This is a genomic window from Flavobacterium anhuiense, assembly GCF_050990855.1.
GTDB lineage: Bacteria > Bacteroidota > Bacteroidia > Flavobacteriales > Flavobacteriaceae > Flavobacterium > Flavobacterium anhuiense_C.
This window is the reverse complement of the sequence record NZ_CP158861.1, coordinates 4,153,882-4,179,450: the sequence shown is the minus strand read 5'-3', so window position 1 is coordinate 4,179,450 and position 25,569 is coordinate 4,153,882. Positions and strand designations below refer to the sequence as shown.

17 protein-coding genes and 1 pseudogene are annotated in these 25,569 nt (G+C 38.3%); 4 read left to right on the top strand and 14 right to left on the bottom strand.

Translation table 11 applies throughout. The features are described from left to right. Positions 1-30: 30 nt before the first annotated feature. Positions 31-417, bottom strand: coding sequence for a single-stranded DNA-binding protein (locus ABTV69_RS18380; protein WP_433831361.1), 387 nt, complete (start codon positions 415-417; stop codon positions 31-33). Positions 418-734: 317 nt separating this feature from the next. Between ABTV69_RS18380 and xseA the strand changes: the two genes are divergently transcribed. Further along, positions 735-2,150, top strand: a complete 1,416-nt coding sequence (xseA, locus tag ABTV69_RS18375) for an exodeoxyribonuclease VII large subunit (RefSeq protein WP_433831359.1) — start codon at positions 735-737, stop codon at positions 2,148-2,150. Further along, positions 2,147-2,356 (top strand): exodeoxyribonuclease VII small subunit, encoded by a 210-nt coding sequence (xseB, locus tag ABTV69_RS18370; protein WP_433831357.1) that lies wholly within the window; start codon positions 2,147-2,149, stop codon positions 2,354-2,356. The genes xseA and xseB overlap by 4 nt, the downstream gene beginning before the upstream one ends. A 240-nt stretch (positions 2,357-2,596) precedes the next feature. Here xseB and ABTV69_RS18365 read toward each other — a convergent pair whose 3' ends face one another. The 6 genes and pseudogenes from ABTV69_RS18365 to dinB all read right to left on the bottom strand — a co-directional run bounded on the left by ABTV69_RS18365 (position 2,597) and on the right by dinB (position 11,269). Then, positions 2,597-4,999: an ATP-dependent helicase gene (locus ABTV69_RS18365; RefSeq protein ID WP_433831355.1), complete on the bottom strand. Its 2,403-nt coding sequence runs from the start codon at positions 4,997-4,999 to the stop codon at positions 2,597-2,599. A 451-nt stretch (positions 5,000-5,450) separates the two neighbouring features. After that, positions 5,451-5,699, bottom strand: a complete 249-nt coding sequence (locus ABTV69_RS18360) for a hypothetical protein (protein WP_433831353.1) — start codon at positions 5,697-5,699, stop codon at positions 5,451-5,453. Positions 5,700-5,849: 150 nt separating this feature from the next. Continuing rightward, complete coding sequence (locus tag ABTV69_RS18355; RefSeq protein WP_433831351.1) at positions 5,850-6,155, bottom strand: DUF3606 domain-containing protein; 306 nt, start codon at positions 6,153-6,155, stop codon at positions 5,850-5,852. A 194-nt stretch (positions 6,156-6,349) separates the two neighbouring features. Continuing rightward, positions 6,350-6,970, bottom strand: coding sequence for an alpha-ketoglutarate-dependent dioxygenase AlkB family protein (locus ABTV69_RS18350; protein ID WP_433831349.1), 621 nt, complete (start codon positions 6,968-6,970; stop codon positions 6,350-6,352). A 57-nt stretch (positions 6,971-7,027) separates the two neighbouring features. After that, positions 7,028-10,084 (bottom strand): annotated as a pseudogene (locus ABTV69_RS18345) (DNA polymerase III subunit alpha). A 3-nt stretch (positions 10,085-10,087) separates the two neighbouring features. Then, a complete protein-coding gene (gene dinB / locus ABTV69_RS18340; RefSeq protein WP_433831347.1) occupies positions 10,088-11,269 on the bottom strand; it encodes a DNA polymerase IV in 1,182 nt (393 codons plus the stop codon). A 441-nt stretch (positions 11,270-11,710) separates the two neighbouring features. Between dinB and ABTV69_RS18335 the strand changes: the two genes are divergently transcribed. Together ABTV69_RS18335 and ABTV69_RS18330 are read left to right on the top strand one after the other, a co-directional pair. Next, complete coding sequence (locus ABTV69_RS18335; protein WP_433831345.1) at positions 11,711-12,157, top strand: response regulator; 447 nt, start codon at positions 11,711-11,713, stop codon at positions 12,155-12,157. Positions 12,158-12,456: 299 nt separating this feature from the next. Beyond that, positions 12,457-12,597, top strand: a complete 141-nt coding sequence (locus tag ABTV69_RS18330; RefSeq protein ID WP_433831343.1) for a hypothetical protein — start codon at positions 12,457-12,459, stop codon at positions 12,595-12,597. A 39-nt stretch (positions 12,598-12,636) separates the two neighbouring features. Here ABTV69_RS18330 and ABTV69_RS18325 read toward each other — a convergent pair whose 3' ends face one another. The 7 genes from ABTV69_RS18325 to ABTV69_RS18295 form a co-directional block, all read right to left on the bottom strand. Then, the gene (locus ABTV69_RS18325; RefSeq protein WP_433831341.1) at positions 12,637-12,867 is read right to left on the bottom strand and encodes a DUF6965 family protein; all 231 of its coding nucleotides are present in this window, start codon (positions 12,865-12,867) and stop codon (positions 12,637-12,639) included. A 721-nt stretch (positions 12,868-13,588) separates the two neighbouring features. Then, a complete protein-coding gene (locus ABTV69_RS18320) occupies positions 13,589-15,874 on the bottom strand; it encodes a DEAD/DEAH box helicase (RefSeq protein WP_433831339.1) in 2,286 nt (761 codons plus the stop codon). After that, positions 15,855-16,625, bottom strand: a complete 771-nt coding sequence (locus ABTV69_RS18315; RefSeq protein ID WP_433831337.1) for a hypothetical protein — start codon at positions 16,623-16,625, stop codon at positions 15,855-15,857. Before ABTV69_RS18315 ends, ABTV69_RS18320 begins: the two co-directional genes overlap by 20 nt. A gap of 272 nt (positions 16,626-16,897) precedes the next feature. Continuing rightward, positions 16,898-17,275: a hypothetical protein gene (locus tag ABTV69_RS18310; RefSeq protein WP_433831335.1), complete on the bottom strand. Its 378-nt coding sequence runs from the start codon at positions 17,273-17,275 to the stop codon at positions 16,898-16,900. A gap of 70 nt (positions 17,276-17,345) precedes the next feature. Further along, the gene (locus ABTV69_RS18305) at positions 17,346-18,620 is read right to left on the bottom strand and encodes a hypothetical protein (protein ID WP_433831333.1); all 1,275 of its coding nucleotides are present in this window, start codon (positions 18,618-18,620) and stop codon (positions 17,346-17,348) included. Then, a complete protein-coding gene (locus ABTV69_RS18300; protein WP_433831331.1) occupies positions 18,598-22,674 on the bottom strand; it encodes a hypothetical protein in 4,077 nt (1,358 codons plus the stop codon). Before ABTV69_RS18300 ends, ABTV69_RS18305 begins: the two co-directional genes overlap by 23 nt. Beyond that, positions 22,664-25,108 (bottom strand): hypothetical protein, encoded by a 2,445-nt coding sequence (locus ABTV69_RS18295; protein WP_433831329.1) that lies wholly within the window; start codon positions 25,106-25,108, stop codon positions 22,664-22,666. The genes ABTV69_RS18300 and ABTV69_RS18295 overlap by 11 nt, the downstream gene beginning before the upstream one ends. Between the last annotated feature and the right edge of the window lie 461 nt (positions 25,109-25,569).

Here is a 25,569-nt window from a genome sequence, read left to right as displayed (position 1 = left end):
GCGTGTATAAAATTTAAAGGCTTGAAAATTCTAGAAAGGCAGGTCGTCGGGATTCTCAGAAACTTCCTGCTTTTTGGGAGCGGGTGCAGGCGCACTATTCTGCGCTTGCGCAAATACGAGTATCTTGATATCCGAGGTATGAAAGGTCAGAGAGCCGTGCGCCTGAGCATCATTTCCGATATAGACATTCAGCCCGATGCGCCCGAAGAGCTGAACCAAAGTCCCTTTTTTGAGCCACTGCGCCAGTCCTGCGCTGAGCCAGTAGGAGCAGTCGATATAGGTTACAATCTTTTTGGTTTCGGTGCTTCCTTTGGGCTTGTAGCTGTCGTTGACCGCTATGGAGAAGTTCAGCACCTCACGGTTTTCTTTTACCTTAAAAACTGAGGCATCTTTTACAATTCGTCCTGTGATTTCCATGACATAAAATTTTTAGTGAATACTTGTTCGAGTTTTCTTCCCCGTCGTTGCGCAACGCAAATTTTTCAAAAGAAAAAACGGGAAAAAAGAAAGCAAAGAACCAGTGGGCGCAAGGAGCCGGAGTGCTATAAGTCCCGAAGGGCGGCGGGTAGCCGTTATGCGCATGCAGGTGAGGGCGGACACTACTTTGGCTGCCCTTTTAACCCGTTTTAAATTGAAAATCAATCTCTTTTTTTTGTGTTTTTGAGATTCCGCTCCAGAATAGCTACCTTAGCGGTGAAGAAGAAAAAACAAACAGCAGCAGACCCTAAAAATATATGGGACCCGAACAGTATATCAGACTCTCACAGCTCAACGACCAGATCCAGGATACGATCAATTCCCGCTTCAAGGGACAGACGTACTGGGTTGTGGCTGATATCACCAACCATTCCTTCAAGGCCGACAAGAAGATCCATTACTTTGAGCTGGTGGAGAAATCAGCCAGCAGCAGCGCGATTACAGCCAAAATACTGGGCAAGTCGTGGGGAGCAGGAGCGCTTAAGATCCTTGATTTTGAAATCACGACCGGACAGCATTTCACCAACAATCTTCATGTGCTGGTGCAGGTGAGCGTGGATTTCCATCCGCTTTACGGCCTGTCGGTAAACCTTCTGGATATCGACAGCAATTTCATGCTCGGCATACTGGAGCAGCAGCGCAATGCCACACTGGCAAGGCTGGTAAAAGAAAATGAGTTCATACGCAAAGAAGGCGAAGGCTATTCCACCCTCAACAGCCGTCTGAAGCTTCCTGCGGTCATCCAGAGGGTTGCGGTGATCTCTTCGAGCAGTTCTGCCGGAAACGAGGATTTCCGCCATACGATGCAGCATAACGATTTTGGGTATGTTTTTCAGATCGATGACTACCATACCGTTGTCCAGGGGGACAATAACGCTAAACTGTTCCTAAATAAGCTTATCGAGCTCTACAATACAGGGATTCCCTATGATGCCGTTGTCATTGCAAGAGGAGGCGGGTCGCAGTCGGATTTCCTGATTTTTGACAACTACAATATCGGAAGGGCGGTCGCCAAGTTCCCCATTCCAGTGATAACCGGAATCGGGCACCAGAAAAATGTGAGCATCACCGACCTTATGGCGCATACCCATACCAAGACCCCGACCAAGGCGGCGGAGTTCATCATAGCGCACAACCGCAGTTTCGAGCAGCACATACTTTCCCTGCAAAGGACCATAGCCATCAAATCCCAGCAGCTTTTCCTCGGGCATTACAAGGAACTCACTGAGATCAAAAATCTGGTCAGCCATAATGCAAGGGAACTGATCGGCGCGCAGAAAGAAGGGCTTATGCTGCAAAAGCAGCATATTTCGCAGGCTAGCCGAAACCTGCTGGCAGAAGAAAAGCAGCACCTGCTGCTGACTGCGCAAAAAACGCTGCAAAGGCCGCAGCGCATCATCCAGCAGGAAAACAGCAATCTTCAGCATTTAAAAGCGAACCTGAAGATCTTTACCAGCCAGTATCTGCGCAGCCGCACACTGCAATTGGAGGACCACCAGAAAACCATAAAACTGCTGTCCCCGCAGAATGTGCTGAAAAGAGGGTATGCCGTGATACGGAAAAACGACAAAATTGCAAACGGGGCAGAGGACATACAAGAAGGAGAGGAAATAGAAATAGTATTAAAAGATGCCATACTGAAAAGTACGGTCAACGAAAAAAAGAGAATATGAAGGAAAACACACTGACTTATGAGGCGGCTGCCAAGGAACTGGCCCTGATTGCAAAAGAAATGGAAGATGAGGCCATTTCCGTGGACGAGCTTGCCGCCAAAGTAAAAAGGGCATCCGAACTCATCGAGTTCTGCCAGGCCAAGCTTAAATCCACCGAGGCTGAAGTGGCCAAAATCATCAGCGGCATGGAGAACCCAAAGGAGTAAAATATACACCTAGACATTAAAAACGCATTTTCCGGCGTATAGCAATAGATATAAGCCGATCAAGCGCCTGATAAACCCATCCTGCAGGACCGATACAAGCCGAAAAACATACAAAAGCCCAGTCGCTGATAACAGCACTGGGCTTTTGCATTGTTAACGGATGAAACAAAAAAAGCAAAAAATAAAAAATAAAAACTAAAAAAAAGATTTAAAAACATAAAAATCCAATCCTCAGGATTCTTAAAGCTTCCACCATTTTTTTGCATCTTTTTTGTCTTTTCCAGCATTTTCATTCGGCTCCTGCGTCTGGTCCGCATCAAAAACAGAATCAGACGGCAGGTCCATATTGTCCCGGGCTTCCGATGCAGGATCGTTCCCAAAAGGGTCCGGCGCTGTCTTCAAATGCTCTGCAAGCTCCAGAAGTTCCTTCGGGCCCTCAGAATCCCCATTGTAATCCCCGGTTTCTTCGGAAAAAGCCGTGAGATGCCTGAAGCCGAAATCGATGGGCTTTACTTTTCCGATATCGAAAAAATCCACCAGATATTCTTTTTTCTCCAGATTTACCGCCTGTATTCTTCCTTTGTTCCAGACCGGGTGCATGACGATGTCCCCTTCCCTGAAAGAGGTGTTTTCCAAAGACTGGGCAGTGCCCAGACTTTTTTTGCTGTTTTCTATGATCTGCTGGGAGAGCACCCCTTTTCGGACATAGAATTCCTCCTTGATTTCAAAAAGAAACCTTGATGGATATTTATTGAGTCCCGTGGTAAAATTAAAGCCTTCCGAATCGGTCATATAGAAGCGTTTTTCGGCGCGCGTGACGGCCACATACATTAGCCTTCTTTCTTCTTCAATAGCACGGGCCCTTCTTTCCTTGACGGACAGCGCGCTTGGCAGCACGCCTTCTGTGAAGCCGCACAGGAATACATACGGGAATTCAAGCCCTTTGGAAATGTGGATGGTCATCAATTTGACCTTGTCCTGATTGTCGGTATTGGCATCCAGATCGGTATACAGCGATACTTCCTGCAGGTATTCGACAATGTCCACCGGAGTATTGTTTTCCTTTTCGAGCAGCAGCATTGAATTTACAAGCTCCTTGATGTTCTCCAGCCTGTCCTCGTCGCCGTCTTTACGGTAGAGCTCGGAAAGTCCGCTTTTATCGAGTATAATCTTCACAAGGTCCGATATGGATTTTGTCTTGGCTGTTTCGCGCAGTTCTGCAATCAGCTCCAGAAATTCAACAGCGCCTTTTTTTGCCAGTTCCTTGTCGGTGATATTGTTTTGCAGCGCCTGCAGGAGCGATAGGTTCTGTTCGCCTGCCAGAAGGCTGAGCCTTTCAAGGAATTTTTTGCCCAGCCCCCTTGAAGGATGGTTGTGCATGCGCAGGAAAGAGAAATTGTCCCCCTGTACAATGAGCCTTAAAAGGGAGAGCACGTCCTTGATCTCTTTTCTTTCAAAGAAACGGATGCCTCCAAAAATTGAGTAGGGAATATTGTCCTTGATAAGGGCCTGCTCAATATTTCTGGAAAGATGATTGGAGCGGTACAGTATCGTGATGTCCGAGTAGGAGGCCTGCTCGGCCTGCAGTATCTCCTTGATTTCAGCGGCTATCCACCGGCTTTCCTCAAAGTCATTCTTTCCGTGAAAGTGCACCACTTCAAAACCTTCAGGCTTGTCGGTTATCATATCCTTGTCCACCCTTACCGTATTGTTCTTGATAATGTGGTTCCCTATCTTCAGTATGTTCGGCGTAGAGCGGTAATTGCGGTTCATGATAATGGTCTGCGTATCTGGGAACATGCTGTCAAATTCCACCAGATATTCGGGCTTGGCACCGCGCCACTCATAGATGGTCTGGTCGGGATCCCCGACAAGGAAAAGGTTCTGGTGCAGGCGCGAGAGCATTTCCACCAGATGGAACTGGTTCTCGGAGCTGTCCTGCGCCTCATCCACCTGGATGTAATGCAGGTTTTCCTGCCATTTCAAGAGCACATCGGGATTGTTGTCCAGAATAAAGGCCGTAAAATGGATCAGATCGTCAAAATCCAGGGCATAGTTGCGTTTTAGCTTGTCCAGATAGATCTGGAAGATGCGGCTGGAGAGCGAATCGCTCTGGTCGGGTTCAAAGCCTTTGTTTTCAAGGATGTAGCCCAGGTAATTTGAAGTGCTTTTCTGCTTGGATATAAAGCGCAGCACCTGTTTGAAGGTCAGGTGTTTGGAATTGATCTGCAGCTCGTTGAAAATATCGCGCAGTATGCTTTTCTGGTCTTCGGCGTCCAGTATGATAAAGTTCTTCGGGTAATGTATCTTGTTGATTTCCTCGCGCAGGAACCTTACGCAGAAGCCATGATAGGTTGTGATGAAAGCCAGGTCATAGGTATCGCCTATAAGCGCCTTGACACGTCTTTTCATTTCCTGGGCGGCCTTGTTGGTAAAGGTTACGCAGAGTATGTTGGAGGAGTTTATCCCAAGCCTGTCCACAATGTAGGCAAAGCGGGAGGTAAGCGCCTTTGTTTTTCCGGATCCCGCACCCGCAATAACACGCACGTATCCTTCTGTGGTTTTCACGGCCTGGAGCTGGCTGGGATTAAGGTTTTCTAGAATCGGGTCGTTCATTTTCTGCAGCAATAATTTTTTGGCCACTTTTATTTCAAAACAGGCAGACCAATGCCTGTAATGCAAATTTAGGCAATTATTTCCAAGCTGTACGGCGCACTGTCGCGCAATTGTAATTTTGGATAAAACCTACTTGCAACCTGTTGTAATATTTATATAAAGGGTTTTATATGACGCTATCTAAACTGTCTGTTTATTATACACAGCAAACTACAGAAAGGGGAAGAGAGAAAGGCCAGACAAAATAAAAATCCTGAAGGGAACCTGCAGCGCATAAGGCCGGCAGATTCTCTTCAAGATCTTATTTCATGCTTAAGATTCCCAATCGCTTCAATCTTGTTTTCTTGCACTGTTTACAAGCGATCTGTGCTGTTTATTTATCATCAGCCTGATCCTGATTCATAAAATAGTCTTATAACCGTCACAGGGCATAAAAACCACATTAATCTAATCTAAATGGCAACCAAAATTCAAGGAATCAATTATCCTCATCGTCATCCTCAACGGCTTTTTCTTCGTCAAGGGTTCTTCTGTCAGCATCTGGATCACGCTCATCCGGACGTGGATTGTGATGTTCTGAATCTTCGCTGTGAATTCCGGTGGCATCATTTTCGTGCTGGTTGATTGCCGGATCTTTTTTCTCCATAAGTTCTGAATTTATGGAACCGTCTGCTGCGTGATAGGTACGTTCATCCTGATCGCAGCTATCGTGATTTTCTCTAGACATAATCTTCTGTTTTAGTATTATATTAAAATTTAGAAAGTATCCAATAGTTTGATTTATAATGTTGATTTTTTATTCTTCATTTAAAGTTTTAATATGGATAATTAAAGAAAAAATAAAACTATAAATCAGTGAATACTGGTTTTTAAAAGCTTAAAGCTGTGATAATTTTGAAGGATCCGTTGCCTCTTCAATGCTTTTCCCTTCGGGATTATGGTGATCATCATCATTCCATGGGCCGTCTTTGAGGCGGACCGCTTCCGAGGCGCTTTCCCTTGAAGGGGGATTCTCGCTGATATGCTCCACAACTTCTTCTACCGTTGTGCCTGCCGCCCTTACGGCATCTTTTAAAATCTCTTCAGGCACATTGAGCTTTTCTGCCCACTGCTGTATTTCGTTTTGATTGGAGATATCGATATGTGCATTTTCCTCTTGCCCTGTTCTGTTTATATTTTCCATGATTCCTAATTTTAATGGTTTATCCAAAGTTACCTTGAGTAAATTCAAAGCTGTTATATTATAAAACAGGAATATTATAGGATTGCTATGATTTTCAGTGAATTATAATCGCCATATAAACCACTGGATCAAGGGCGATAGGCATGAAAGAATAAGGCCCCATAAATCAAAAACAATAAAACAATAAAAAAAACTTAGGTTTCCCTGACCTGTCGAAAAGTAAGATTGATCCTTGGCAGGACAGGACGGGCGGTCTTGGGCACCTGATGTTCCCAATAGGTATTGGTATGGCCTGCCATGAGCAGAAAGGTGCCATGGTGCAGCGGAATTTCTATCGGAGCAATATGTTTGAGCGTTTTATGGCGCAGGCGGAACAGGCGCGTTTCCCCGAAAGTCACGGAAGCTATGTTCATGTCCTTGTTGCTCGATGAAGTCTTGTCGCTGTGCCATCCCACGCCATCGGTGCCATCCCTGTAAAGGTTGAGCAGCACGGCGTTAAAGTTTATGCGGGTTTCCTTTTCCACACGCTCCCTGATCTGGAGTAGCTCCAAAGGCCAGTCGGGGTTGGATCTGCGTTTGGGCCTGCCCGAATCCCCGTACCATGAGATCATGCGGGGAGCCGTGACCACCTTGTCATACATCGGCATTTCATATTCCCTCCACTGGGTGCCATGATATAAGACATTGTAATAATGATCGGACTGGGCTTTGCTGAAAAAATTATCAATCAGCAGCAGGTCGGCATCGGGGACGTCAAATATTCTTCTGCCGCCATTACCCGATGAAAAAATTTCGGTGTCATCAAAAAGCATCATCTTCTTTATTTTTTTAGTTCATATTAGACTGCCGCCGTAAAGCCAAAAAACAGCCTGTCAATTGCTCATTTTAAGCCTTGGAATATTGATTTCATGTTCCTGCGGATAGGGCGCGCGATGGGTCATGCTCACATCTTCGCGTATTTTCTGCTGCGTCCTGTATTTCCAGTCGTTCTCATGCTCGTAGCGCGGATCCGGGATAAAGGGCATCTTGGCCATCTTGGTGACCGTTATGGTCGGAAAATGGTAATCCACCTCGACACTGCCCAAGAGCAGGTAGCATCCGCCTCCCTGAAAAGGATACGACGCCAGGCTGTCGGTAAAATGCGCCGTATCAAAAAGCTGCCCTTCAGCATCTATCCAGGTCCCGAAATACATGGCGCCCATCTTTGTTGGCACATGCTTGCGAGAGATCAGATAGGCCAGCATGCGCACCTGTTTTTTATGATGGTCCAAAAGGTCCTTTGCCATCACATTGCCCCTAAAAGGGGTCTGCAGCAGGTCAAAAGGGGAGCAGGAGACCGGAAAGCCCAGAAGCTCGATCTCATCAAAGGCATCTTCAAAAGCGGAGCGTTCCAGCTCTGGCAATACAAATTCCTTAACAGGCTCCTGAAGCAGCATCGGGGTGCGGTTCTCAGGTCTAAAGTTCACCAGGATCAGACGGGCAATGACCAACAGCTGGTTTTTTGTTTTTCCTGTGAAGCGGAATGCGCCGATGAAAATCAGAATCTGTATGGCCTCAATGCCGATGGGTATGCGGTTGATGAAATCCTCCAGCGATCTGTAAAGCCCGTTTCTTTCGCGTTCCTGCTGGATCAGAAGGGCTGTTTTGGATTCAAGGCTCTGCAGGTGCATGAAACCCAGATATACATCAGACCCGTACAGCGTAGTTTCAAATTCGCTTCTGTTCACGCAGGGATTGTGCACTGCGGCCCCCGACATCTTCGCCTCATGCACATACACCTCCGTGCGGTAGAAACCACCCTGATTGTTGATCACCGCCACCATAAACTCGATGGGATAATGCACTTTCAGATATAGGCTCTGATAGCTTTCCACGGCATAGGAGGCTGAGTGCGCCTTGCAGAAGGAATAGCCGGCAAAGGACTCGATCTGACGGTATATTTCCTGGCTCAGCGCCATGGGATGCCCCTGCGCGGCGCAGGATGCAAAGAAGTTGTCCTTTACCTTCTGCAGTGCCGCCTTTGAACGCCCTTTTCCCGACATGGCACGGCGCAGGATATCCCCGTCGGCGGCCGGAAGCCCGCCGTAATACAGGGCAATTTTGATCACATCTTCCTGATAGACCATAATGCCGTAGGTTTCCCCAAGCTGCTGCTCGAACACCGGATGGAAATATTCAAACCTGTCTGGATGATTGTGCCTGAAGATGTATTCCTTCATCATTCCCGACTGTGCCACCCCGGGACGTATAATGGAGGAGGCAGCCACAAGGGTTTTATAGTTGTCGCATTTCAGGCGGCGCAGCAGACCCCGCATGGCAGGGCTTTCGATATAAAAACAGCCTATGGTCTTTCCCATCGAAAGGTAGCTGTTGCAGCTTTTCTCATCCTTTGAAATGGTGGTGTCACGAATATTGAGCCGTATTCCTTGGTTTTTCTCAATCAGCTTAACGCTGTCATCAATATGTCCGATGCCGCGCTGGCTCAGGATATCAAACTTCTCAAGGCCGATATCTTCGGCCGTATGCATATCAAAAAGCACTATGGGAAAGCCCTTGGGAGGCATCTCCAGCACGGAATAATTGGTGATGGGCTCTTCAGAAATCAGGATCCCGCAGGAATGCATGCTTCTCTGGTTGGGGTATTACTCCAGCATCATTCCATAGCGCTGGACCTCTCGGACCACTTCATTTGTCGGATGCAGGGTCATCGGGTTTTTGGCCAAGGCATCAAGCTCTTCCTTTGGAAGCCCGAAAACCTTGCCGACCTCACGGAAAATAGAGCGGTATTTGAACTCTACATTGGTGCCGCAGAAAGCCACATGCTCACAGCCGTAGCGGGAAAAGATATATTCCAGGATCACGTCGCGCTCCTTCCAGCTCCAGTCGATATCAAAATCCGGAGGGCTCTTGCGGTTCAGGTTCAGAAAACGCTCAAAGTACAGGTCGAGTTCCAGAGGACAGATATCGGTGATGCCAAGACAGTAGGCGATGATGCTGTTGGCGCCGCTTCCTCTCCCTATATGCAGAAACCCCTGTGAGTTGCTGAAACGGATGATATCCCAAGTAATGAGGAAATAGCCGCTGAATTCCAGGTGGTCAATTACCTTTAGCTCCCGGAACATCCTTGATTTTGCCTCCGCGTTATTTTTCCCATAGCGCCATTCCAGCCCCTGCTGGGCAAGGGTTGTAAGCAGCTGCAAGTCGTCTTTTTTATTGTTGGTATAGTATTTCTTATTTTTCGGCGTTTTGAAATCAAACTCAAAATTGCATTGCCCAATAATCATTTCCGTATTGGAAATGATCTGCGGATAGTCTTCATAACATTTTAGGATCCTGTCCAGATCCACCATAACTTCTGTCTGCCTGCAGTAATCCGACTCAGAAAGGCGTGAAAGAATTACATTCAGGTCAACGGCCCGCAGTATCTTATGCAGCTTGTATTCCGTTTTAGTGCGGAAGGTAACAGGCTGCAGCACGACCATTTTGTCTGTTTTGTCCTTCCAGCCGCTCAGTACCAGCGCCTGTCGCTGTTCGGGGCGCAGACCGATGAATTCATGTTCCTTTAGAACAGCTGGCACATTCTCCAAGGGATATATTATAAAAACATTTTCAAAGTTTGGAGCAGACAAAGGAAGCGGGGTATTCTCAAAATTATGGCGGGTGAGAAAGCGGTTCATCTCGGCAAGTCCTGCCGCATTTTTCGCCAGCCCGATATAGCGCAGCTCATGTTCTGAGCGGAATTCGATCCCCACAACAGGCTTGATGCCTGCAGCCTGGCATCCCTTGATAAAGTCATAGATTCCTGTCACGGTATTAATGTCAGTGAGTGCCATAGCCTTGACACCCAAGGCCGCAGCCTTGGATATCAGGTCTTCCAGCGGTATGGTGCCATAACGAAGGGAGTGGAAGGAATGGCAGTTGAGATACATGATTTATTTTTTGCGTTTTAGAATTTCATTTTTGGTATTGGGTTTGAAGGAGGCTCCTGCGCAGCGCATCACCGCATCAAAGCCGTAGCGGTTTTTCATCCGGTCCATGGCCTGATAGAGCGCCAGCATTTCTTCGGTATCATTGAAGAGGTCAATCTGGTAGGTCCCCCGAACCAGTCCGCTGAAACGCACCCCGATCAGGCGCAGCCGCATGCGGCGCTGATAGAGCCTGTCAAAAAGATCCATTGCGGTCTGGGTCAGGATATGGTCAGCCGAAGTATACTGGACCCTGCACTGCTTGGTTTCGGTATCAAAATTGGCATACCTGATCTTGACCGTTACGGTCGAAGTGAGCCACTGTTCGGAGCGGAGCTGATAGGAAAGCTTCTCGACCATCCCAAGGATAACCCTTTCCAGTTTATCGATATCAATGGTATCCTGGGAAAAAGTATGTTCGGTGGAGATCGACTTTCTTTCCGTATAGGGCTCCACGGGATTGTTGTCAATGCCATTTGCTTTTTTCCAGAGTTCGATGCCGTTCTGTCCGATCATGCGCTGCAGCGCTTCGGCAGGCATTTCAGAAAGGGTCTTGATGGTGCGTATCCCGATGCGGGAGAGCAGCTGGAAGGTCTTGTCGCCTACCATCGGTATTTTACGAACTGAGAGCGGGTTTAGAAAAGACTGCACCAAGTGCCCCGGGATCTCCAGGTTCTGCTTCTGTTTTCCTTCACCGGTTCCGATCTTCGATACCGTTTTATTGACTGAAAGGGCAAAGGTGAGGGGAAGCCCGGTTTCCTTTGTGATGCGCTGTGCGAGCTCATCGGTCCATTTGTAGCTTCCGTAGAATTTATCCATTCCGGTGATGTCCAGATAAAACTCATCAATGGAGGCTTTCTCCACCACAGGGGCTTTCTCCTGAATGATTTCGGTCACATCATGGGAGAGCCTTGAATAGAGTTCCATATCGCCTTTCATGACTTTGGCCTGCGGACAGAGCCTGAGCGCCATCTGGATCGGCATGGCCGAGCGCACCCCGAAACGGCGTGCCTCATACGAGCAGGAAGCCACAACGCCGCGCTCACCCCCGCCGATAATCAGCGGAATGCCATTAAGCTCAGAATTGGCAAGCCTTTCGCAGGAGACAAAAAACGTGTTCATGTCGATGTGTACAATTGCCCGGTTCATAATCTTGATCATTTTATATAAGCCAAAATTAGTACAGGTAATAACAATTTTTAAAAATTAAATGTTCTAAATAATAACAAAATTTAAAAATCCTTATTTTTCAGGATCTCTGAAATCGTGCTTTTTTTGCGTTTTTCCGCTTTATTCAGAATTTACGCAAAGGGAGGGCAGTTTTAGTCTGGCGGGGCATCGGGGAAGAATGCCGGGCGGAAATTTATGTTAAGGCAGGTGTCGGACTGCGTTATGTTTTGATTATTTTGGAGGTATCTGGAGGATTTGCAGCGCTTTTTCTAAAAATTAGCCGTATATTTGCTTTTCACCATACATCTTAAGACATAATTCTATCGTTTGCCTATTTGCAGAGCCTTATTGATTCTTTAAGTATAACTCTTGCAGATTACCAAGGCCCCCTTGCCTTGGACTGCCCTAAATGTGAAAGCGATGGCACATCAGAATACCCATAAAATTATTTATCACGCAGATGACGATGAGGATGACAGGCTGCTGTTTTTAGATGCCCTCGAAGATTTAAGCCTTCCGGCTGTCGTCCAGGGCGCGCGCGACGGGCAGGAACTGCTCCATACGCTTGACAAGAACAAGGACCGCCTGCCTGATATGATTTTTCTGGACATCAATATGCCCATCAAGAACGGATTTGACTGCCTTGCGGAAATCCGAAGCAGGGAAGATGCCCTGAAAGAAGTAAAGATCATTATGCTCTCCACCAGTAAAAGCCATGATAATATCGAGCTCTGCCATAAGCTCGGCGCTGATTTCTATGCCGTGAAGCCAAGCACTTTTCAGGGACTGAAAGACCTGCTCCAGAAAGTATTTGAAATGGATTGGAGCAGCATCCAAAAAAACAGCAACAGATTCCTACTAGCCTAAGCAATATATCCGCATTATGCCTAGAAAACAAAACTTTATCGTTCGGAAAATCACAGATCAATCTGAGAATCCATTGCATCCAAAGTTTAACCTATTTCCGGCCTCTTTTTTGATTCGCTAAAGCAAATAAAGAAAAATGGAGAATTCCTCGTATCCTTAAAAATTTCTGCACTCAGAAAATTCATTATGGCATCCTTCGATAAAATTCGAATTATGATAAATGGAAAGGTAAAGCTGTAAATGTTTCTCTGCCTTGCGTAATAATTTTGCGCTTATTCAAATAATTTAAATATCATATCATGAAAACGCATGAAAAGAAAAGAACGAGTGAAATAGAAAAAGCGCAGGATTCAGTAAAAAGAAAAAGCATGATCATCAATGCAATGGTTTTTTCAATACTTTCTTTTATAGCAGTCCTGCTGATTACCCAAATTGCCTAAAAGCATTTCCCTGCCGCTTACAGAACTGAAAAAATATATTTAAGGCTCTGTCTTCTGTTCTTCAGGAGCGGTTCGCTTGATCAGCAGATAAAAATCTTTAAGATGCCACCAGGCAGGGCACATTTCCAAAGGGCCGTTGAAAGTCCTGATCCCTGTATAGCAGCTTTTTAAAAAAAGCTGGGAATCGGTAATCTTTGCCCATGGCTTCCAATCCACCTCCATAGGAGGAGGCGTATTGTCAAAATATCGTTTAATTTCTTCGGGATTCATAAGGCAAAATTAGCCAAAAAGCAGAAGTCTGTCAAGACCTGAAGCCTTGGCAGGACCGTAATATCTTAGCTCTTTCAGTTTCAATTTTATGCACCAGACTGAGCATCAAAGAATTGTCAATCTGTTTTGCAAAGGCTGCTTTTTAAATCTTTTACCATTGGTTCCTACTTATTGTTTGTTTCGGTATACAGATTCGAACCTAAACCCGGAAAGCCTTGATTTAACTGGATTTCTTTATCTTAAAAATTCATTGTGCCCCGATTTTGCCACAAAACTTAAAGCGTCTATTTTCAAAATAGATTTTAGATGATTTATGGTAAATTTGTTGCGGAAAAAAGGTTCCTCCGTGAATTATTAAAACCCTAGTAGATACTAGGCTCTATCTAAGAGCAGAGAAAAAAAGCCTACCTCAATTTTAATCAATTTCTTTTGACAAATACGAAGTTAAAAACATAGAAAATGCAAATAGTGATCTTAGATTTTCAGAATTATGGCAATCTAAAATTGATGTAGTTATATTAATAAACATTTTAAAATTTGTTTTAATACATTGATGAGAGTGTTTTTTGGGTATTAAAAGTTGTTTTGAAAGTATTTGTTTGAAATCTTTTTACATAAATTTCAGTTTAGCAAAATTTGAAAATAGCGGCATAAAAATGTGTCTTCAATTTTAGATAAGACGATTGAATTTTCAATTGAATAGATGATGTATAAGAAAACTTTATTCTGGAAGAAACCATGATACTATATTTTTTACATACTCTGAAGCGTTATTTATAGCTGGTAGAAAAGTAATTTTTCGTTCATCAATTGATTCTACAAACGGTGCAATTTCCTTTATAATTTCTGGGGAAAATCCATAGCGAAGCAAAAGGATATGTTTTGTGTTATTAGTATTATATGTAAATAATTCAATGATTTTTTTTGCTCGATTATCATGAGTCTTTTCATAATAAATCTCAAATGCTGCTATAAAAGTATCTGATAATGAGAAAGAAATAACTTGATCCATATAATCATACGTATCATAGATTATTGAATCATAGCTGACATTTTCTTTTAGAGTTTGTGTTTTAAATAAACTAAAACTATTTTTTAAACTGCTGTCTGGTAGTTTTTTAGCGGGTTGTGAGAAAGCTGCAAAAGCATTTTTCGGCTGGTCTCTGTTTGTTATTAAACTGTATCTCATTCCCACAATTTCACTAAATGAACGACCTTGAGCACTATGAAAAAAAATATCTATTGCTTGATTAAAGACGTTTTTTTCGCCGTCAAATAGAACTCTACCAAGTGAAATTTCATAAATTCGTTTCAAATTGAATTTTAGAAAGTTACGAATATCGCGATTTTTAGATCCTCCTATGCTTTTTCGCAGATCATCTGGATAATTGTAAAAGTATGCTAAAAATTCTTGAATGTATAATAACACCGCTAATGATGATAATCGTTGAACTTTTGATTGTGGAATGTTCTTTTTATCATCAAAGGTGTCATTTTTGATTGAAGTGATTAATTCCCTTGTGTCATTTTCAGCTCCTTCCAGATGAGGTTTTTCGATTTGAGATTGTTCGCTTAGCTTAAATGGAGTTTTTATTCGATCTGAAAAAAGTTTTGCATTATTTGTAAATACATATCCATAATCAAATACCTTCTCAGCTGTAAGGCGTCCTGCTCGTCCTATTAAATTTTTAAATGCAAGAGCACGTTCATGTTCATTGCCGTCGAACCGGTTGTTTTCCAGCCATACTATATCGAATGGCATATTGATGCCCTGAGCAAGAGTACTTGTAGCAAAACAGAGTCTTGAATATTTACTTCTAATGAAATCTTCTATTAAAAATCTTACCTCTAACGGTATTGATCCATGATGGATTACAACTCCTTTCTTTAGTAAATCTACTAATGAAGATTTATGTCCGGATTTATCCGCACCAATCATATGTCGGATGTTTTCAATAATATTTAGAGCTTTCTGATTATTTATTTCAGGAAGATTTGAAATGAAATCTTCAAATCCTTCTTTAAAAGTACCACGATAAATGGAATTCTTAGAAACATATACTAGAATAGAATGCTGTTTTTGCAGTGCAAAACTTCGAAAATCTCCGTCAAATAATTCGTAGTTATTTTTTTTATATCCACCTTCAGTATATGGCGAGAAGTAATAATAGTTGTCATCTCGTTTTACAATAGATAATTTTCCGACTGATCCATGGAGATACAAGCGCCCGTAACTGTCATTGTCAACTAGTTTATGTTTCAAAAATTGGGCTTCTGGATTTTCGATAAAAGGATGTGCAAAAATTATTTTAGCATTTGGAAAATGCTTTTGCACTCGTCTGACAGAGATATCAAACATGACTCCACGCTCATTTTCTTCCGCAATTTGTGCCTCATCGAAAAAAAAGGATTTTATATCAAGTTGATCCTTGTATTTATGTAAATCTTTTGACCGCTCTGGTGTGAGTACAAATATGCGACGTAATTTTCTATCCTTAAATACTAAGTCAACAAATGACGAAATCATTACATCCTTATTGCCTTCAAATTTGCGACGCATTGAGTTCATATATTCTGCTATCAAGGCTCTTGATGGCACTACTATTACAGCATCTCCCGACTCCTCAGCCAGAAAATCTCTAATTGAATAAGATTTTCCTGCACTGGTAGGAGCTGAAATTGAAATGTATTGGTTAGAGTCAATAGCACGACGTATACTTGCCTGCACTGGAGTAAGTAATGCGCCATGTTCTTGCTGATGCTCTTTACCAAATCCTTGCATCAAAAATGAATAGAGATTTTCAGGTTTGTTGATTTTGTAAAAAAGACCAAGTGCCGAAAGTATTTTTTCTTCAAAAGTTTTAAATACTGAAAAATGAAACTCTTTAAAATAACTTAAATTTTCGAGTATGGTAGAGTCTTTTGGGCCATCTCGATGAATTATATCTAGTAGAAGGGATAAGTCCCTTTCTGGATTTTCTGAATTCTTAATTTGCTTTAGAGTCATAGCTTACACCTACAATATAAATATTTTCTGCCAGTTTCAAATTTTCGTATGCGTTCGAGTTAGATAATACATTTTGAAAGACCAGCATTGGATTAACAGCATTAATTGAAAATGCCAGAATAACTCCAAATAAATCTTTATCAAGGTTTTCTGCTGCCTTTTCTCCAGCCAATGATCCTAGATGAACGCCATCCATCAAATGTTTCTTTGCATGAATAAAGCCATCTGCCTGACCTCCAGCTCCTGAACTTTCACCTGTATTTCCGCCATAAGGTGAGGAAGATCCTGAAAATTTAGCTTCGCCAAAATTTATTATTTCATTTGTACAAACGGTATGAAAATCAAATCCTTCATTTTGCGCGAGTTTTGGCTTCCAAAGTTCAGCAATAGGAAGACATCGATGACCAAATACAACTTGCAGTGCTTTTGATGATCCCATTGAAACCATTAGTTCTCCAAATTCACTTGCAACTTTATCGTCTTCAGTTGTTGTTGTCTCGAATACTTTGATTAGAGCCTCAGCAGTCTTTTCAGCTGTAGTTTGATATGCCCTACGTGATCTTAAATCCAGATCAAAAATCCATGCATTATTCATTATAGTTGTTGAGAGTTCTAGAGCAATTTTTTCCAGATCTGCTATTTCAACGTGACATATAAAAATGTTTTCTTTCTGAGTGATACTTTTAATTTCGCTAAAGGTTGCTCCCCAAGTTTCCTCCTTAAAAACTGTTCCATAAGATAAGTTTGTCATATTTTCTTTAACTCGATTTAGTGGTATGATGGATAAAAAGTCATTTTAAAGAATACTATAGAAATAAGATATATGGGATAATAGTCTTAATATATTTTCAATCTAAGACTAAAGATAATTTGAGTTTCTTATATTTCAGTATATTCAAATTTAATCCTAAAAGCTTTTTTTCTTAAGTGTTTTTTAGTCAATTATTAATTAGGAGCTAGTCTTTTTCTTGTTTAATTAAATTTATTTTGTAGCCTACAAATAATGTTTTACTGAACTGAATGTCACTTTTGAAGCGATATAATTATTGCGATTATAGAACCACAAAAAGACACTAAAGAAATATAAAAACTCCAGTTTGTCCTTACGCGTTCTGTTGCTATTCTTAAATATTTTTTATCTTCATAGGCAAATATTCCTTTATTCGTAATTGAATAACCAGAAGCATCAAAATTATTTCCAGAGTTGTAGTATCTAATCTCTTCATTTGCTAATAAAGAGGACATAATTATTTTAACTTGGTCGTATGATAAGTTTTGTTTTTTTACAATTTGATCTATTGTTAAAAATGTATCTCTTACACCATGTAGTTCCTCAATGTAATTTAAATCAAGATTTGCTAATATGCCTAAAGTTGAATGTTTGGTCTTAAGATAATTCATAATTGGAATTAAGATTTTATTGAAATATAGGTACAGATAATGGTTTCTAAATTATTTATAGCTTAAGTAGTTAATTTTTAAAATTTTTTTTAAAAATTATCCAAAATGTAAATGCAGCAGCAGTACTTGAAGCTAGTACTTTTGCATGAGTTGGTCTACGGTCATTTTCATTTTCATTTTCATTTTCATTTCCTTGCTTTAATATATCTGAGATGCCACGAATTACTGCAATTTCTATATTCTTTCCAGGCTGTCTTTTTGCTGTCATTGCAAATGAAAAACCTTCCATTTCAACTGCCGAAGTATCGTTATAGTGGTTTTCTATCGTTTTTCCAACTTCAGAACCTACGTCTTCAATTAATTGATTTCCTGTCGCAATAATTCCTATGTCAGCTTTTGGCTCCTCGGAAAAATCTCCTACAATTAGCTTTCGCCACTCCATGCCTCGTCGTTCTTGTTTTGCAATTTCAAGTATTGAGGTACTTAAAGTTTCCGCATCCGGTCTTGATTTTAGAGCTCCTTTTGTTGCTTTACCACCCTCGTAGGAGTAAATTTTTTCAGCGATGATTACATCTCCAATTGTAAAGTCATTGGGTTTTCTAGATCCTGCAATTCCAACATAAAACATGCATTCAGGATCAAAATTGTTTATAGCTTTTTCTGTTTCCTGTGCTGTAGCCGAGGTCTTATTGCCACATTCTCTCGTAATAATTCGAGCGATATTAAGTCCATCATGAACAAAGATTCCTTCATCGTAATAAACTCCATTTTTTTGAAATGTTTTTACGTTTTTTAAATGTGATCTCACGGCTTGAAATTCCACATTTAATGCAGTTAATATTACTATTAAAGGAAGCTCGTTTTCGGTAGGTTCTTTGAAAAGATGAATGTTTATATTTTTTGTATATTCTTTTTTCTGCCTATCAGTAAGTTGACCAGTTCCTTTTTGAATAGCTTTAATATTATTACTCAAGTAATTTTCCTTTATTTCATTTTCAATATCGGTAAATTCGGCAGCTGTGTATTTTGTCAATACAAGAGCATTTATTGACAGATTGAGAAGCTTGTAGACCGTTATTCCATTAAGGTATTTTAGATTAGTATCCAATAAATAATCCAAAATTATCCCATCATATGTATTGAGGGCCAATTTTGCAATATAACGTTCGGCGGCCTCCTTTTTAGAAGTCTGAGGTGAAAACAGGGCCTTTATATTCTTTTTTAATTCGCTATTTTCCGCTTCGTTTCTTGGGTAGATTTCTATCTCAGAAAATTCCTCTTTCAAGTAGTTGGAAATTTTGATATAATCTCGCGCATTATCTTCAATAATTAATATTTTTTTCATCAATTTCTATTGGAATTAGTATTTGAAATTTATCGTCAAATTGTCTTATTAAACATTTTTTTCTATATATAATTTGAGATATAGTATTAATAAGGCTTAAGCCTTTTTTTTCTCTTCTATTGTACATTACTCGTTCAATAGTAACAATTGAGGGCTTGAACTCAGGAAGATAGTTGTAGAGGTTGTTGGTAAATACCAAGTAGTTTTGTTCCTCTAGTGTAGATATTCGCACATCAATCATAAAATTGTCATCAGTATCAATAAAATCACTGTAAAGTTTTCTGATATTATAGAATAATTCGAATAGTAATTCCTTATAGAAGAAATCGTACCATAAGATATTTTTATTTGGATCCAAATTAACCTGCATTGAAATCTGATCAGTTTTAATCGGATCTATTTCGGAAAGATCCATATTAAATATTACATCTTGGAACTTTGTGAGGAGCTCTGTTAAAGAAGTAGGAGTCATAGATATTTTGGAAATACTCAATCTTTTTATTGTATCAGAGGCAGAACCACATTTTAAATATTCAGCAATAAATTTTAGTAGCAGGTGCTTATTTAAAATCAGAGTACCTAATATTTCAAATTTCTGGCGGACATTGTCATTATCGATTTCAATTAAAGTATCAGTATATTGTGTCACATAAGTATCAAAACTGTGAGTTATTGCTTTATTGATAATAATTTGGTTCTGTTCTTCGATGTAAGCACGAAGACTATCATTATCTAATTGCTTATTTATAAAATCATTTAGACTGTTTCTTAGAAGTAATAATTGTCTGACTCTTTTAGGATCGAATCGTACAAAATTATAATCGTCAATAATTTCTATATTATCATAAAAACATAGGACGGCAATTGGCAATGCTTGAAATTTTTGGTCCTTTGTTGATTGAATCTGTGAAATTCGTAAGTAGAATAAATTTCGAAACTTATTGTTTTCTAGCTCACAGAAAAAGCTAACGTTCTGATCGTTAATTTTATCGTTCTTTATAAAATGAAATTCTTCATCATTTCCATAAGATATTTCAAAGCATGATAAAGACTGATTGCTTTCTTCTTCCCTAATACCATTAAAGCAGTTGTAAAGTATACTTTCTGAATTTATTCCTGAGGTTTTCATTAAATTACCTCCGCATTCTCCAACAATGGCAAAGTCATCTTCATTAGTAAGCTCAATATCTTTGTTTTTATACTTAACAGCAAAAAAACCACCCCCGTTTTTAATATCTAGTATTTTACAACAGTAGTTTAAAATTGTCTCAATTTTTTCTTTTACAGTAAAATCACTCGAACCTTGATCGCTTTTATCGGTCACAATTGCGGCTTTTAAAAGAATCATATTTTCAAATGAAGCAAGCATTGGTAAATCATCATGAAATTCATTTTTCTTACCATTTAAAACTATTCTAGAAAGCATTTTAGAGGTGTAGCCAAATGAATATGTTTGAGTGTAGTTATAGAGATCTGCCTTGAATTGATCTAAACTTATACTGTCATTCAGATTTTTTAGTGAAACGCGGTTTTTTGTCCTCTTTAAAAATTTTTCAGAAGAAGAATGAAAAATAAAGGTGTTTTCTAGCACTAGCATTCTCAGCAGATTCATGAAGTCATCATTGTAGGTGTTTTTTAAATTTTTGCTAAAAATATCAATTTGAGAATCAATGATTTCTTTGACATTAATTACTGTTTGAAGGGCTTTTGACTCGTGATCTACAATAAGTTCCTGCAAGAGACCGACATAATAGGTTATGAATCCATTGGTATATACCAGTTTAGAAGCTTCATTATCCTCAATGATGCTTAATGTGGAATTTTTTTCTACGGTGGCTTTCCCTTCAAAAAGCTGCAGTTCTAAGTTTTTTGCTTTTATTTGACTTTCAGCAATTTTATAATACTGCAATTTTTTATATTTCTTAATTCCTCGTAAAACTTTTTCAATTGCCCGAAGTGTCTCAACTGAATATATAAAATTAATCTTAAGTTTAGTTCCTCTCTTCAATAAAAACTTCAGGTCTTGATACTGGGTATATTTTGTCGGTTGATCGTTCAGTTTAGCCTGAAAGAACTCGATGTCAATTTCTTCCGTTATTTTAATTTTATTGATCATGAAGATCAGTTCACTGCTAACCCATTTAAAAACACTTTCTCTAATACTTTTAAATTGTATAAATGGCTCAGAACTACATATTTTAAATATTGCTTTTTTTATCTCTGTATCGAATTCGGGTTTAGCTTTTAGGAAATCAATAATTGAAGGACTATTGCGAAGCTTTTCTTCTAGTTCCTTATACGAATCTGCTTCACCGCTTTCAAAAACTGATGAAATTAAGATGTCATCAATATATTTATTTGTAAGAGTATCATACCTGAAAATTTTATTAAATTCATTAAGTATTAAGAATTGGAATAATTCCTTGCTCGTCCCATAAGATTTCAGTTTTTCAAATTCAGTAGACAGGTCAAGAGGTTTAAAGTAATGTTCTTTCTTTTTAAAATGAACTCTCATCTGATCTAAGACAGATTTAGAAGATAAATCTTCAAATTTTGCGGTTAACTTATCAAAAGGAAATGTTTTTCGATGCAGTATGGGAGCCACGTTAATCTCCGAAAAACTTATTATTTTTGAGTTGTAACTTAACAAATCTTCTCCTTGCAAGTCAAATTCCTCTTGTAGTTTGGTGAAATTATAGTAACCACTTCTATTAATTAGAGTTAGACATAAATCTATTCCGTTGTTCTTTTCCTTTCTTTTTATATTTTTAACGTAATAGTTAATTTCTGTAAAAGTATTTGTCGTAAAAAGTATATCATCAACAAAGATTATGAAGTCTGCGACCTCTAAGGTCTTGGAGTAAAAAGTTTTGAAATTATACAAATAGTCGTCGCTTGGATTATATTGTATAATTGTTGCAGTATCTGAAAAAAGAACGTCATTTACTAAATTTGTAAAACCAGAATTTGATGCAATTGTAGGTGTTATGATGACAATTTTATTGTCTTTTAAATATGCCAGATCTGTACTGAGAGCAATTAGCCAATTTTTTATCTCATTCAGATTCTGCTTTAAGAAAATACCCGCTCGTATATAGTAAATAAAATTATTGTTCAGTTTTTTGAAGTGTTTACGATAAACTATAGGCTCTTCATTACCGCAGATATTAAAAAGCGAGAAAGGATTTTTTTCATCTTGGAAGATTACAGATTTAGGATAGCTAAAAATTAAATTTGGAGTCACCTGATTAATTTTTGTTTCAATGAGGCACTTTTCTAGAAAGGCTTCATCTGGATAGCAGGACTTACATTCATTAATCTTTTCCCATTTAGAAGGAAGATTAATAAAAAAATACTGGCTCAATTCTTTTTTTGGATCGTCTAAACTGACCATGTCAATAGTCATTTTCTGAAGTGAAAAATTCTTCCAACCAAATTCGTATTCTATTGAGCTCTCATCAAATACTGTATCGTTTTTAAGACTTCCATTTGAGATTACTAAGCAGTTTATAATAGGGTTGTGGAAAATTATATCTTTGTTTTGATAAATATCGTCGTCCAGTAATTCTCTAATTTCAGTTTGAATTCTTACTGAAGTGGAAAATGTAGTACTGATTGGAAATATAGAAATTATATTTTTTGAAATCTTATCAGGATTTTTTAAGAAAACTTGGTCTTTCGTAAATATATCATGATTGAATAGGTCTTGGGTTACAGCAGGATGTGAATTCTTCAAGTAGTCATTTAGCATTTTTCGAACATTACTGACAAGTAGCTCGGTATAGTTTTCATAGCCAATTAATGTGATTGCCTTTTCTTTTTCATTACTTGTATGCTCATTTATTTCCAGAGTTTTTTCTATTAGTTCTTTAAATTGATGAAGAATATAACGTGTTATTAAAAAAGCAAATCGGTTTGTATAATAACTGTTGTAAAACAATCTTTTCGTGTAAAAATAATCGCTTATATGCAGGTTTGATCCTAATTCAAAATGTGAATTAGAAATTTTATAACCAGTTAAGTTTTTAAAATAAATATCTTTGTTAATTTTCATTTACAGTATTATCAATTTCAATATTTGTCAATGATTTTAAGGTTTCTTCAAATAATGTTAAGCCATTTTCGTTTTTTATCAATAGTTCAAAATTCAATAACCTTTTTGTAGAAGAAAAGAGCAGGCTATCAATATCACTGTAATTAAAATACAAAGAATTTGAGCTATCGGTAGATTTGTCCAGAAGTGAAGATAAATTTTGATGGTATAAATTAATATCCTCATTTATTTTTAAAAATTTTTCATAATCATTTGAACACAGCAAACTATTAAACCAAAAAACGTTTTCATTGTCATTTTTTACAGGTAGGAAAAATAATACATATCTATCTTTTTTCCAGAAACCTTGAGAGTTTGTGTCAAGATTATTGAAAATTTTCAAGACGTTAATAAATTCTTGATATAATTCTAGATCAAAGTTGATAATTATGATATCTCTAAAATGGCTTTCAGTAAATTGAAGACCAGCAAGGAAACGAACCCAGTCGCTCGAATTCTCCAAAATTTTTGAAAGGTTAGCCGCATCTAAAAGTAAGATTTTCGAATTATCAGCTGTGCCAATCTCTGATCTTAAACTATCTAATTTAGTATATTTATTAAATTGATTGTAATTTCGAACCGCTTTAAAATCATTAATAGTAATGGAACTGTGATTGTCGCTTAATCCATATGAATGTAATTCTTGAAAAACAGACGAAGCTGAACTGGATTGGTTTCCTTCATAGTTTATCTTTTTTATGCTATATTCGAAATTTTCGCTGACCGGAATAGTAAAATTATAGTTAGTGCCAACACTTAAATAATCTGGATTACTTTCATTAATTAAAGTATTATTGCGATTATATAAAAAATAACCAATGTTATCAAATTCATCTATATTATTTGAAGCTAGACTTACAAAGGCCTTTTTATCATAAAGTATTGTCTGCGAAAAAATCAACAATCCCAACCGAGATTTAGTTCTGTTTATTTGGTGCATCAGCTGTAAGGAATCGAAATTAAAAAGATTATTGAGCAGGTAATTTCTTAACTGCTTTATATCTTTCTCATATTCATCTTTAAGTTCAAGTTTTAAAGTAAGATCTTTTAATTCATCAATTAATGGTAGTTCGTTTTCAAGTGTCTGTATATAGTTTTTTATAACACTATTAGAGCCAGAGTCAATCACGTTAATATCCATGAATTTATGGCTGTTGTTATAGTCTTTTAACCATTCAGACGAGATGTTTTTAAGTTCTTTCAGTTTATTTAGCGCATAAATTCTTGCGGAAATTATTCCGTATCCTTCATTTTGTTTTTCCTTCGTATGTTCCACAGTATTTTTTGCAAGTTCCTGTAGTCCGTATGAAACATCCTTGGTGTAATCTATAATTCTTTGAAGGTTGATAACATAAATATCAATAAATTTTGATTTTAAGAATCTTTCCGAATTTTTACTTGTTTCATAATTCTGTAATTTTTTCTTGTCAATTTCATCAACCAAAAATTCGATTTTATTGTACATTTTTCTTAAACTGGTAGGTATTTTAAAAAGATCACTGTTTTGAATAATAAGTGAAAAAATGTAGACCTCGACATCACTGAATAAAAATACGTCATTAGATTCAAGAACTTCCATCACCCTTTCCCTAAATTTCTTTTCATTTTGCCTATCATCTTTAGATTCAATTATTGACAATCCTATTTGATATGTGCTTTTTACGCCATTAGTATTATTTATAAAATATCGAAGTATATATAGCTCAGAAAGAGCTTTTAGTAGATATAATGTACTTAAGTCGTTATGCTGCCAGTTCTCAAGTTTTCCCTTGTCTTCAACAAACAGCTCCTGTATTCTATTCAATACCGGCTCTTTCTGCTGACTTAAAATAATATTATCATTTTTTAACTGCCTTATTTCATATATAAGATTTGATTTGTAATTATTGGAGTTAGTTTTCCTTAAGAATAGTTTTGAGAGAGTTTCTCGGTTAATGATTAAGGGAGGCATATAAGATACGGACTGAGAAACTTTGCTAAACATAAACTCCATATTATCCTTAAATATCCGAAAAAATATTTTTTTTGAATTAATGTATAAGTGTGTTCTGTGATGGGCAATTTTAAATAAGTAGCTATTTGCATTTACACTATCTAAAAAATTATTAAAGTGAAATTCAATTTCAACATTAGGAAAATCTAATTTAAGCAAAGTCAAATACGAGATAAACAATAAATCAAAATCTTCATCAATTTGATAGTCAATTCTTTCTATTGAAAGTTTCAAAAAGCGTATTTCCTCAATGTACCCATTTCCTATTTTTTCTTTTTCAAGGAGTAATAATTTAAAATCATTAACAAAATGGTGTATAAAATTTGCATTAATCGCATTCTGTATTTTAACATTAATTATCTTTTCAGCTGAATTGTATTGAGAATATATATCTAAATTCATAAAGCAATTATTGTTTGTTAATTAAGCCCTTGTTATTTGTAAATTGTCAAAAAAAGTACGGTTTGATTTACAAACAATTTTAGTTAAAATATAAATCGCTTTTACAAAAGGGGATGCAATTTTTTTTTTGAAGCTTAAAACAGGTAATTATACGTAGTCTATTTTTTATGGAATACTAATTAACTTTTTGTTTTAGTTATTAAATAGAGGTTGTCATCTAATCGTTATGATGCTGGTTTAAAGAAAGCACGAGACAAAGATTAACAATTATTAAAACGTTTCGGGAAGATTTATTAAGATCCTATAAATACGAGGGTTTATACATTATTTAAGAGCATGCAGAGAAAAAAGTACATCTCGAAATTTTAACGAATTGCTTTGTATAAAGATAGGTTTAGTACGACTTATAAAACAAATATTAACTTTTAATTTACTGAAATTTGGAAATTTAAAATTGATAT

Bases quoted from the DNA above. Each gene is read 5' to 3' on its own strand.
- ABTV69_RS18320 (WP_433831339.1), bottom strand. From the start codon at position 15,874: ATGACTCTAAAGCAAATTAAGAATTCAGAAAATCCAGAAAGGGACTTA.
- ABTV69_RS18310 (WP_433831335.1), bottom strand. From the start codon at position 17,275: ATGAATTATCTTAAGACCAAACATTCAACTTTAGGCATATTAGCAAAT.
- ABTV69_RS18325 (WP_433831341.1), bottom strand. From the start codon at position 12,867: ATGAATCCCGAAGAAATTAAACGATATTTTGACAATACGCCTCCTCCT.
- ABTV69_RS18300 (WP_433831331.1), bottom strand. From the start codon at position 22,674: ATGAAAATTAACAAAGATATTTATTTTAAAAACTTAACTGGTTATAAA.
- ABTV69_RS18380 (WP_433831361.1), bottom strand. From the start codon at position 417: ATGGAAATCACAGGACGAATTGTAAAAGATGCCTCAGTTTTTAAGGTA.
- ABTV69_RS18360 (WP_433831353.1), bottom strand. From the start codon at position 5,699: ATGTCTAGAGAAAATCACGATAGCTGCGATCAGGATGAACGTACCTAT.
- ABTV69_RS18335 (WP_433831345.1), top strand. From the start codon at position 11,711: ATGGCACATCAGAATACCCATAAAATTATTTATCACGCAGATGACGAT.
- ABTV69_RS18315 (WP_433831337.1), bottom strand. From the start codon at position 16,625: ATGACAAACTTATCTTATGGAACAGTTTTTAAGGAGGAAACTTGGGGA.
- ABTV69_RS18330 (WP_433831343.1), top strand. From the start codon at position 12,457: ATGAAAACGCATGAAAAGAAAAGAACGAGTGAAATAGAAAAAGCGCAG.
- xseA (WP_433831359.1), top strand. From the start codon at position 735: ATGGGACCCGAACAGTATATCAGACTCTCACAGCTCAACGACCAGATC.
- ABTV69_RS18350 (WP_433831349.1), bottom strand. From the start codon at position 6,970: ATGATGCTTTTTGATGACACCGAAATTTTTTCATCGGGTAATGGCGGC.
- ABTV69_RS18355 (WP_433831351.1), bottom strand. From the start codon at position 6,155: ATGGAAAATATAAACAGAACAGGGCAAGAGGAAAATGCACATATCGAT.
- dinB (WP_433831347.1), bottom strand. From the start codon at position 11,269: ATGAACCGGGCAATTGTACACATCGACATGAACACGTTTTTTGTCTCC.
- xseB (WP_433831357.1), top strand. From the start codon at position 2,147: ATGAAGGAAAACACACTGACTTATGAGGCGGCTGCCAAGGAACTGGCC.
- ABTV69_RS18295 (WP_433831329.1), bottom strand. From the start codon at position 25,108: ATGAATTTAGATATATATTCTCAATACAATTCAGCTGAAAAGATAATT.
- ABTV69_RS18305 (WP_433831333.1), bottom strand. From the start codon at position 18,620: ATGAAAAAAATATTAATTATTGAAGATAATGCGCGAGATTATATCAAA.